This window comes from Candidatus Stygibacter australis, from assembly GCA_030765845.1.
Classification (GTDB): domain Bacteria; phylum Cloacimonadota; class Cloacimonadia; order Cloacimonadales; family TCS61; genus Stygibacter; species Stygibacter australis.
Genome location: JAVCDJ010000054.1, coordinates 1 through 4,201, shown reverse-complemented (window position 1 = coordinate 4,201; position 4,201 = coordinate 1). Strand labels below are relative to the sequence as shown.

The 4,201-nt window shown below is 36.0% G+C and carries 4 protein-coding genes; all 4 read right to left on the bottom strand.

The window, feature by feature from the left end; all coding sequences use genetic code 11:
- Positions 1-564 precede the first annotated feature (564 nt).
- The gene (locus tag RAO94_03445; protein MDP8321387.1) at positions 565-1,923 is read right to left on the bottom strand and encodes a hypothetical protein; all 1,359 of its coding nucleotides are present in this window, start codon (positions 1,921-1,923) and stop codon (positions 565-567) included.
- Positions 1,923-2,549, bottom strand: a complete 627-nt coding sequence (udk, locus tag RAO94_03440; GenBank protein MDP8321386.1) for a uridine kinase — start codon at positions 2,547-2,549, stop codon at positions 1,923-1,925. Before udk ends, RAO94_03445 begins: the two co-directional genes overlap by 1 nt.
- 11 nt (positions 2,550-2,560) lie before the next feature.
- Positions 2,561-3,124 (bottom strand): class I SAM-dependent methyltransferase, encoded by a 564-nt coding sequence (locus tag RAO94_03435; protein ID MDP8321385.1) that lies wholly within the window; start codon positions 3,122-3,124, stop codon positions 2,561-2,563.
- Positions 3,112-4,201 (bottom strand): glycosyltransferase (locus RAO94_03430; protein MDP8321384.1); only part of this gene is annotated, 1,090 nt, incomplete at its 5' end. The genes RAO94_03435 and RAO94_03430, both read right to left, overlap by 13 nt.

Sequence of the window (4,201 nt, the reverse complement as noted above, 5' to 3'; positions counted from 1 at the left end):
AGGGGTATCTTTGAATATCGCTCAAATTGAGATGTGTGAACATTTTTGAATATTCCAGAACAAATGGAGTATTCATTTCATATTCTGAGTATTCTAAAGGAAACTCAGTTTGCAAAACAATGTTTTATGCGATTTTAACTTATTTATTTATAATAAGTTATCTAATGTGAAGAAAGCTTATTTCTTCTCCAGCAAAGGAGGGAAAGAAAGTGTAATGGGATTAACCGGCATCTTAAAAGATCCTTCCCAAAAGCTGTGAGAAAAAATTCTACTTAAGAAGCTCATAATCCTTTGATGAATACTCTTAATAACTTATTAGGTTGAAGTGAATGATTTGTTAGCATTAAGCAGAAATTATTACATTCTACTTGGCATTTTTTATTCAATTCTCAAGCTCCTTTTTAATTACAATACATCACGACAATTGATATATTGTAATAATAAAGGCAATCTATTTTTATTCACTTAAATGAATGCTATATTTAACTCTATGTTAGTCATGATGTTAGATTACTCGTCCTGTTGCATCAATGTTATATAAACAAAAATAGAATAAGCTGTATCTTATCTTTTCTGCGTCCAGGAGAGAGTTTTTTCTGATTCAGCAGAGAGTTTTAGTTTGATTTCCATAGTAAAAGCATCTGTTTTTGTATATTCAAAATCAGCAGCAAAAATATTAGGTAATTGTCTATCCAATTGATGCCTTATCAGGATGTCAGCTTCTTCCTTGCTATTATTATTGATCACGATCTGGTAATCACTGCTCTCAACTCTCCGGCGGTTATCAGAATATTGCACATTCATGGTTTTGGTCTCTCCACTAAGGTCAAAGGCATCACCCAATTTCAATACTAGAGTTTTATTTTCAGGCGTATCATCAATTCTGCTTTCTCCAATGAATTGTAGTTGTCCATCAGTTCTATCTGGAGTATAGATATTCATCATGCCTTGGGGAATTGGTTTGCCAAACCCATTTTCCTGAGTATTCTTGAAGGCAACGGTTTTTTGAAGTTTAGTCTCATAACCATTGCTATTGAACAGGAAATATTCCTCTGCCTTTATCGTTGCTGAAGGATATAATTGAAACTGTCTGCTGCTTCTATCAGGACTATCAATGGGGGTTGCCAATGTATATAGATGAAATGATGATAATGAAGAGTGAGCCACAGGCATTCCCATGGTAGATGAAGCTTCCTGTAAAGCAAAGTCTTTTGCCCCTCTGGAGTTCATCATTTGATCATTGCTCTGCACATCTCCTGCAACAAGCTTTACTTTGCTGTTCATAAAGTCTCTGCCACAATTATTTGTTAATTCCACTAAGCTGTTGAAAGATAATTCATTCTTCTTATCATCCCAGATTGCTTGATATATTGCATTCCAGCCAATACCTGAAGTCAGATATGAGTATTCAAGTTCAATATCCTGTGTCTTAGAGGAATTCACTAGCCAGGAAATACTTGGATTAAAGTCGGCCTGTTCTGCTTCAAAATCAGGAAATTGGAAGTCTATTACTTTTTGTTCTTTCACTAAATGAAATTCATTTGTGGAAATATTGCTGATTCCCAAATATTGACCATCATAAAATCTTAAGATGCCATGGACAGTTTGAGTATCAGGGATTTTAACACTGATTACATGATCAACTGCATTCTCAAAAATATTGCCGGCTCGAGCAAAGTTTGGTTTGAAATTCTGACTTAATATCTGAATGCCGTTATCATTATCATTGAGCAGAAGTGAGTTCACTTTTATCTGTTTTGCCAGATTAGTTAGTTCAATTTCATTATCACCCTTCGTTAGCTGCACCTGCTGGGATGAATGCACCAGAGCAAATGGCTGAGTATTAGATTGATAGACAGTGATATCGTCTGCTGGGCATAAATATATGGATAGAAGTATTGAGATCAGTATAAGATATTTCATTAATCCTCCTCTCTTATGGAGAGTTTTTGCTTTATTGAGCGAACTATCATGTCAATAGCAACTGAATTATATGCACCAACGGGGATTATAATATCTGCAAAGCGTTTACTTGGTTCCACAAATTCCAGATGCATAGGTCTCACGGTATTTCTATATTGTTCAAGGATACTGGAAAAGCTGCGATCTCTTTCTTTGATATCACGTTCCATGCGTCTGAGGATCCTGATATCAGCATCTGTATCAACGAATATCCTGATATCCAGTAAATCTCTTAACTCTTTATTTTCAAAAATAAGGATACCTTCCAGAATTATTACTTTAGCTGGCTGGATATCTATTGTAGTTTCAGAACGAAGGTGAGTGATATAATCAAAAACCGGGATCTGAACCACCTGATATTCCTTTAATTGCTTCAAGTGTGAGATCAATAGCCCTGTATCAAATGCATGAGGGTGATCAAAATTCAGTTGAGCTCGTTCTTCCAGTGTTTTTTCCGGAAAAGAATAATAATAATTATCCTGTTTGATGATAATGATATTACCCTTAATCTCTTTGGCTATGCTATTGGCAATAGTAGTTTTACCAGAAGCAGTCCCTCCAGCAATTCCTATTAAAAATGGTTTCATATGATCCCCTGCTAATATCTTTGATAATATGCTATTTGCAATCCAGCGTCAATATCATGAACCATACTATGATATGCCGGATTATTTTCAATATATTTTTTGTAAGAAGCCGTAGTTTCAGGATGTGAGCAGATATTATCAGCAATAACTACAGCTTGAGGAGCTAATTTGTCCTCTAATAATTTGATGTATTCTATATAACTAGGTTTTCCCGCGTCAATAAAGAGGAAATCTATTCCTGGTTTGAAGTTCTTCAAAATATCCTCAGCCTTTGCCAGATATTGATCAATGTTGGTAAATCCCTTTAAGTTTTCCTTGGCCAGATTGTAGCGGTTTACATCAACTTCTATTGTGTGAACCGCACCCCCGATTTTACGAGCAGCAGCAGCCAGCCAGAATGTGGAATAACCATTAGAAGTGCCAATCTCCAGAATATACTTTGCCTGGTGGATCAATACAAGCATAAACAGCAAATGAGCGCTTTCTTCGTCAATATTCCAGAGTCTGTGAATATTAGATTTCTGCTCTTTAAATCTGGATAGGACTTCCTGATATTGCTTGATTATTTTTTCCATGAATAAGTCCCAAAGGTTCCTCTAAATCCAAAATAGATATAATATGGTATATATAATAATTCAGCGATAGGGAATACCAGTAATTGCCTTAATTGACCTGTCTTTGCCAGGAATATAAAAAGAAGAGTAAATTCGCTCAGTACTTTCAACAGGTTAAGATAGATAAATATCAGCCAGCTGATTTCCCCGAAAATAGCTAAGATCAATTCCCAGGATATTATGAAGTAATATATCAGGATAAAGAGAGTCAACAGTTTGATGGGCAGGGGATATAATTTCCATTTGGAAGCTCGTCTGGTTTCCAGATGTATATGCTCTTTTAGATTTGGTTTATCAATACTGACCACACTTGCCTGAGGATCAAAGATAAAATTACGTTTTCTAATTACAGGAGACATCTTTTGCAGCAGCAGATCATCATCTCCTGAACGCTGTTTCCCAATTCCAGCAAAACCATTTATTTTCATAAATTTACTTCTACGGTAAACCTGACTTCTTGCTACTGAGGTGATATCCCAGCCTAAGCCAAAGCTGCCGGCGATCACAGCAAAGATTGAGCTGCGTTCCAGATTCTTCAGCAGGTTCATTAATTTACCTGAAACAAGCAAAGGTGAATATCCGCACAAGAAATCCGTCTCATCAGTCATCAACGCATTTATTTCTTTTAGCCAATTTCTGCCAGGAAGGCAATCTGCGTCAGTAAATGCCAGAATTTCACAATTCGTTTTTGTGATTCCCAGTTTCAATGCACCTTTTTTGCCAACTAACTCAGGGTTTTCGTCAATAATTCTGTATATATGCAGCCATTTATATTTATTTATTTCCTTTTTTAAAATCTGCCAGGTACTATCTATTGACCTGTCATCTACGATAATAACTTCAAAACTGTTTGTTGGATAATCCTGGTTTGAGATCGCTTTCAATAAGGCAGGTAAATGTTTTTCCTCATTTCTGGCAGCAATTATCACGGAGATTGGTTTAATCTCTTTATCGCGCTTGCGGGGGAGAACTAATATCCCGATCATAAAAGTCATCAGGACCAGAGCATATATCGCAGAGAAATAGAGACCTATAGAA